Annotated in this window: 4 protein-coding genes; 2 read left to right on the top strand and 2 right to left on the bottom strand. The window is 31.9% G+C overall.

Annotated features, from left to right (window positions below; translation table 11 throughout):
• Nucleotides 1-42 precede the first annotated feature (42 nt).
• A complete protein-coding gene (locus QWC74_RS13000; RefSeq protein ID WP_006785679.1) occupies nucleotides 43-1,149 on the bottom strand; it encodes a DEAD/DEAH box helicase in 1,107 nt (368 codons plus the stop codon).
• 382 nt (nucleotides 1,150-1,531) lie between these two features.
• Here QWC74_RS13000 and QWC74_RS12995 point away from each other — a divergent pair, with 382 nt between their 5' ends.
• Entirely contained in the window at nucleotides 1,532-3,634 is a 2,103-nt protein-coding gene (locus QWC74_RS12995; RefSeq protein WP_155222815.1) for a GGDEF domain-containing protein, read from the top strand.
• Nucleotides 3,635-3,811: 177 nt separating this feature from the next.
• Entirely contained in the window at nucleotides 3,812-5,572 is a 1,761-nt protein-coding gene (locus QWC74_RS12990) for a helicase-related protein (protein WP_006785681.1), read from the top strand.
• Between the two features lie 46 nt (nucleotides 5,573-5,618).
• Here the strand turns inward: QWC74_RS12990 and QWC74_RS12985 are convergent, their stop codons facing one another.
• Complete coding sequence (locus QWC74_RS12985; RefSeq protein WP_006785682.1) at nucleotides 5,619-6,251, bottom strand: YitT family protein; 633 nt, start codon at nucleotides 6,249-6,251, stop codon at nucleotides 5,619-5,621.
• Between the last annotated feature and the right edge of the window lie 335 nt (nucleotides 6,252-6,586).

Genomic DNA, 6,586 nt, shown 5'->3' with positions numbered 1-6,586 from the left:
AAATAATAAAAAAGAACAAGTCATATGACTTGTTCTTTTTTATTATTTTAAATGACGTCTTGGAATATTAAAGCGTAATTTACGTTCAATAGCATTTAATTCAAAGTCATCTTTTGGAGCAACGAATAAACAAGTATACCCTTCTTCACCAGCGCGACCTGTACGTCCGATACGATGAATATAAGTTTCTGGTGTTTCAGGGATATCATAATTATAAATATGAGTCACTCCACTAATATCAAGGCCACGTGATGCTACATCTGTTGCAATTAAATATTGTAAATCAGCCTCTCTAAATGACTTTAAAATACGCTCGCGTTTATTTTGAGCAATGTCACTGTGAATGACTTGGGTATTGAAACCACGTTGCTTCATTTTAGCGAATAATTGATCAGCACGACGTTTCGTACGACAGAAAATAATCGCTAAAAATGGGTTATCTTCTTCAAGAACTTGACAAAGTGCATCAGCCTTCCAACGATCCGTCGTTTCAACTAATTCTTGCTTAATACTTTCAACAGCAACTTTTTTAGCTTCAATCGTAATCATTGTTGGATCATATGAATAACGGTACGCTAGACGTTTAACGTTTGGTGCCATTGTAGCAGAAAAACATAAGGTCTGTCTATTTCTTGGCGTTTGACGTAAGATTTGATCCACTTCATTTCTAAATCCCATTAATAACATTTGATCTGCTTCATCAATAACAACAGATTTGACTTTATCTAAAGTAATCGTTTGACGTTCTAGGTGATCAATTAAGCGACCTGGCGTTGCGATAATCAGATGAATTGATTTTTTTAGCTTATTTAATTGAGAACCAATGTTGCGACCTCCATATGCGGCTAAAACATTAATGTTTCGAATTTCTGCTAGTTTATTAGCTTCTTCTGTAATTTGCAAGGCTAATTCACGAGTTGGTGTAATAATCAAAGCTTGTGTTGCTTCGATATCAGGTGAAATATTTTCAAAAAGTGGCAGTAAGAATGCTAATGTTTTTCCAGTTCCAGTTTGGGCTTGAGCAATGACATCTTTATAATTTTTAATTAAGGGATAGCATTGTTCTTGAATAGGAGTAGGTGAAGTGATACCAGATTTTTTTAAAACTTGAATCAGATCATCACTAACACCTAATGTTTTAAAGTTCATATTGAATTACCTCTCGTTGTTAAATTTATTACCTTAATCATACCATAGTCTGATAGATTTACCTAATTTTCAATTTAAAAAAAGACCATCTTACCTAGATGGTCAAAGAACGATATATATCTAACACTACCCTCAATAAGAATTCATTCCCCAATGAACCCTTATAAGACTATTTTAACTCTAAAATAATGATAAAAAAAGTGTTCATTTGCACACAAAAGGCGGATTAATCAATAAAGATGATGATAATTTACTAATAAATGCAATAAAATGTATGAAATAGGAGGTAAAACACAAAACAAAAGAAAAAATGTGTTAAACTTTGGTTAGTTGAGAATAGAAGAGAAATGGGCTGATACAGGGAGTGATCGTAGTGACTAGCATGAATCACAATATCAAATTATATTGCGATAAATTATTACAGGATGAATCATACATTTTAAAGCTAATGTCAATTTTAGGGGATCAAAAACGTGGAAAAAAATTATCTTTATCTGATTTAGAACAGATTTTAATCTTTACTAAAAAACATCAATTAAAATTAGCACAGGCCGGCATGCTTCATGTGGTAGCATGGTTCAGTGGCGAAGATGGGATATATGATATTGCGATTGATTATTTGTTAGAGTCTTATCAGATTTATGAAAGTTTAAACGCAGTTGATGGAATGGTATCAGTATGTAATGCGTTAATGTGCGTGTATTTTCACACCGGACTATATACGGAGAGTCAAGAATGGGGAGTAAAAGGAATTAAACTTTCAGAAGGTTTAGAAGATCCAAAATATGTGGCTCATCTTTTAGGAAATACCGTGATTCATTATTTAAGATTAGAAAAATATAAAGAAGCTCGAGAAGTTCAAGAAAGAGTTAATTATTTAAACATTAACACAACGAAAATGAATGAGTTAGTTTTTTTACAAACGGAAGCAGAATTATGTTTAGTAGAGGGTAATTTGAAAAAATCTAAAGTCATCTTAGATGACGTAATCAAGAGATCTTATGAATTAGGTTATCCGATTGCATTTGCTGATTCATTCCGTTTAAAGGCACGACTGCTACATAGTATGGGGGATGAAGTAGGAAGTGACTTGAATTTTCAAAAGAGTGAAGAAATTGCGATTCAATATCAGTTAAAACAGGAAAAAATGAAGACGTATTTGGAATGGGCAAAAATCTGTTTGCAACAAAAGCGATATGAAAAAGCCGAGGATTATTTGCTAAAAGCTTATCAACAGGCCAATCGAAAAGTTGATCCACTCTTTTTCTCACAATTATGTGGGACATTGATTGAGTTGTATAAAGCAATCCATGATTTTGAAAAGGCGTTAAACTATTATGAAATTAAGTATGAGCATGAAAAAACGTTAGAATTAGCTAGAACTGAGTTATGGGGTAAAAAGTTAACACAGGAAATGTCTGCATATGAATTAAGAATTATTAAAACGCTATATGATGAACTTCAAATTATTTCATCGATTGCTCAATCCTTAACAACGAATTTAAGTTATAAGCAACTATTATTAAGAATTCACGATGAATTAGCTAACTTGATTAGTTCTAATGTCATGGCGATAACAGAATTAAATCAGGAAGAAGAAAGTTTAAAATATGCTATCTATATGCAAGACGGGGACTATGTGGATTCAGGGCATATCCAACTTGATGATGAAAATAGTTTAGGTGTCTACTGTATTAAACATAAAAAAAGTTTAATTATCCATGATCTTTTAACAGAGTACAAACACTATCATCTTGAAAAAGATAAAACCATTTTACTTCAGAAGGGAATACAATCCTTATTATGTTGTCCCCTACTCATTCAAGATGAGGTAAAAGGTTACATTACCATTCAAAGTTATGAGAAAAATCAATACTCAGAGCGTGATTTAAGCAAGTTAAGTATATTAGCATCTTACATTGCTATCGCGCTTGAAAATGCTAAATTATATAAAAAGGCAAATTACTTAGCTCGTTATGATGGATTGACAGGTCTAAATAATCGAGTTCAAGTTCTAAAAAAAGGGGAACAAATGCTTAAATCGGCTCACAATGATCGCTGCTGTGTTTTAATGTTAGACATTGATCACTTTAAAAAGATTAATGACACATTTGGTCATCTAGTTGGAGATGAGGTGATTCAAAAAGTAGGATTACTTTTAACAAAGAAAGTTAATTCAAATATTCATATCGGACGATATGGAGGAGAAGAATTTGTTATTTTCTTGCAAGGTTATACTGAGTCGAAGGCATTAGTATTTGCTGAGAAAATCAGAGAAGAATTGTTAACCCTTAGCGTAAAAAGAATAAAAGAGCACTTTCCTTCAATTACGGCTAGTTTTGGCGTTTATGAATACGAACAAGGTTCTTTATCTGCGGAAGAAGGCATTCATTTTGCTGATCTGGCTATGTATTATTCTAAAACGACAGGACGTAATAAAGTGACGCCGTACAGCATGCTTGAAAATAAGGAGACTATTGCTTAATTTTATTAAGTAGTAGTTTTTTTATTAACCTTAAAAGACTCATCACTTAAGATTTATTTTAAATAGGCTTATACTAGAGTGTTGATGTGATAAAAGAAGGGGGCACATGCATAAGATTTAGTAAGGAATTTTATTACCTCTATGAGGCTTGATGGCAAAACGTGAGAGAGGTGCCTAATGAAAAAAAGTCACGGAATTGAAAAAGAAATTAAAAAACTTCGAATACATCTTTCACATTTACAAGAAAATAGCAAAAAAGCATCGCTTCATCTGTTAATGAATGAGGAAGCACTCATCCGAAAAAAAATTAAAATATTAAAACAACTACCAGATATGGAAGAATACGGGGGAGAAATTTTATATAATGACTATGTATTGTTATTAAACGATATTTCACGAAAAATCTTAAGTCATTACAATGAAGAAAATCAAACCGATTATAATTTTGAAGACCTCACCTCATCTTACAAAGAGGCTTTTATTAACAGTGGAATTTTATGTGTGCTACAAGGTATTTATCTTCCTAGATTAATGAATCATGATTTTCAATGCTATCTCCCAATTAACCCAAAAGATGAATATAAAAAAACGAGGCAAATGAAGCGAAAGTTTTATCTTCATCTTGGAGAAACGAATACAGGAAAAACTTATCATGCGATCGAGGCTTTGAAAAAATCTAAGCGCGGCATTTATCTAGCACCTTTACGTTTACTAGCTTTAGAAAATTATGAAAATCTAAATCAGTCTCAAATTCCCTGTCATCTTTTAACAGGGGAAGAAGAAATTATCGTCACGAATGCTAATCATATTAGCTGTACGATTGAAAAATTAGATTTGAATCAATTATATGATGTAGCCGTGATTGATGAAGTTCAGTTAATAGGCGATGTTATTAGAGGGGCGTCTTGGACAAAAGCAATCTTAGGATTAATGAGTCAAGACATTCATATTTGTGGTGCTTTAAATACAAAAAAATTATTAATTCAATTAATTGAGGATTGTGGTGAGGAATACGAGATAAAAGAATATTATCGGAATACTCCTTTGAAACTAGAGCAGACGCCGTATCAAATGAATAATCCTTCTGCTGGAGATGCGTTAATTGCTTTTTCTAAGAAAAAAGTTCTGGAGCTATCACGATATTATCAAGATCGAGGCTATAAAGTCAGTGTCATTTATGGCGATCTGCCACCTGAGGTGAGACGGTTACAATATTCGATGTTTAGTAGTGGAGAAAGTGAATTGTTAATTACAACAGATGCGATTGGAATGGGAGTTAATTTACCCATTAAACGTATTGTGTTTACGAGTTTAAAAAAATTTGATGGTGAAGATATTAGAGAGTTAACGTCACAAGAGGTCAAGCAAATTGCAGGTCGGGCTGGAAGGAAAGGAATCTATGAAGTTGGATATGTGACGAGTATCGATGAGTATTTGGGGAGGCTTCAAGAAAAATTAGAGTGCGAAGATCGATTGATTGAGAAAGCAATCATTGGACCGACGGAATTATTACTTCAAATAAAAGGGATTCCATTGATTGAAAAGTTAGCGATATGGTCTATGTATTATGACGAATTTTCGTATTATCAAAAAATGGATGTTAGCCATTATCTATTTATTTTAGAACAAATTAAGCCCTATAAATTATCGCAAAACGATCAATGGAAAGTGATGAAACTCCCCATTAATTTTACAAATCCAGAATTGTTAAATTTATTGTTGTTCTTTATTGAGGAAGTGTTTGTTGATGGGAACTTCGAATTAACTAAGCCAAAAATTCACTCAGAAGACCTCGATTTGTTAGAGATTCATTATCAAGAAGTTAATCTCTATTATAATTTTTCAAAATCATTTAATTTAATATTTGATGTGAATTGGGTATACCGAGAACGAGCGAAAATTAGTAAAAAATTAAATTATTTATTACACTGTCTTTAAATCAAAAAAAGAGCATTTATCTATGAGATAGATGCTCTTTTAACTATTAAGCGCGACTTAATTGCGTAATTTTTGTTTCAATTGGAGTTAAGAAGAATTGGATACAAGGTCCGATTAATAATGTTGCAATAATTGTTCCAAGACCTAATTTCCCACCTAACGTGAATCCAAGAACAACCAAGATAACATCAAATGTAATACGAACCCATTTATATTGCCACTTTAATTTATCGCAAATAATAATTGGTAATTGGTCTGTTGGTGCAACACTTAAATTAGCTGATTTTAAGATTGAGAATCCAATTGCAATAACAACACAGCTAATTGCAACGATAGCTAATCGAACGATTAAAGGTAATGATTCAATTCCAAGTGGATCGAATAATTGATTTAAAAGATCTAAAAAGGGTCCAGCTGTAACAACAGCTAAGAATGTTCCTAAACGAATATACTCACGCGCAAAAATTAAAATACCAACAAAGACAATTCCCATGAATAGCATGTTTGCTTGACCAACCGTGATGTGAAGAATATTTGATAAACCTTGCATAAAGATTGTGACTGAGTCTACTCCAGTATTTGATTTGATAAAGAATGAAACTCCAATTTGAATGATGAAGCATCCCACGATAAAGCATAAAATTCTAAAGATAAAATTTTTGAAATTCTTTTGTTTCATTATAGTCCCTCCGATAGTGTGTTTTACTTTTAGATAACGATTGATAAAAATGTGAATTTAAGACATGTTCTATATTCGAATTGCATGCGCTTTAAATTTATTAATTTCAGGTAATATCATACAAAAACAAATAGGAGTTGTCAATTAAAAAGTAAGCGAAAACATTGTTGCTATTATCAAATTTTATTTATTTTTTTAAAACAATGTGGAGGTTTAGTGTATCCGTTTTTATTATAATACCAATGTTTTTGATGTTTTTTTGCACGAAGTAAATGTGACAAAAAAACATATATTTTTTAAAACCTAAACTTTATGGCAAACATTAGTAAATCAGT

This window comes from uncultured Turicibacter sp., from assembly GCF_938044715.1.
GTDB lineage: Bacteria > Bacillota_I > Bacilli_A > MOL361 > Turicibacteraceae > Turicibacter > Turicibacter sanguinis.
This window is presented reverse-complemented; position numbering and strand designations above follow the sequence as displayed.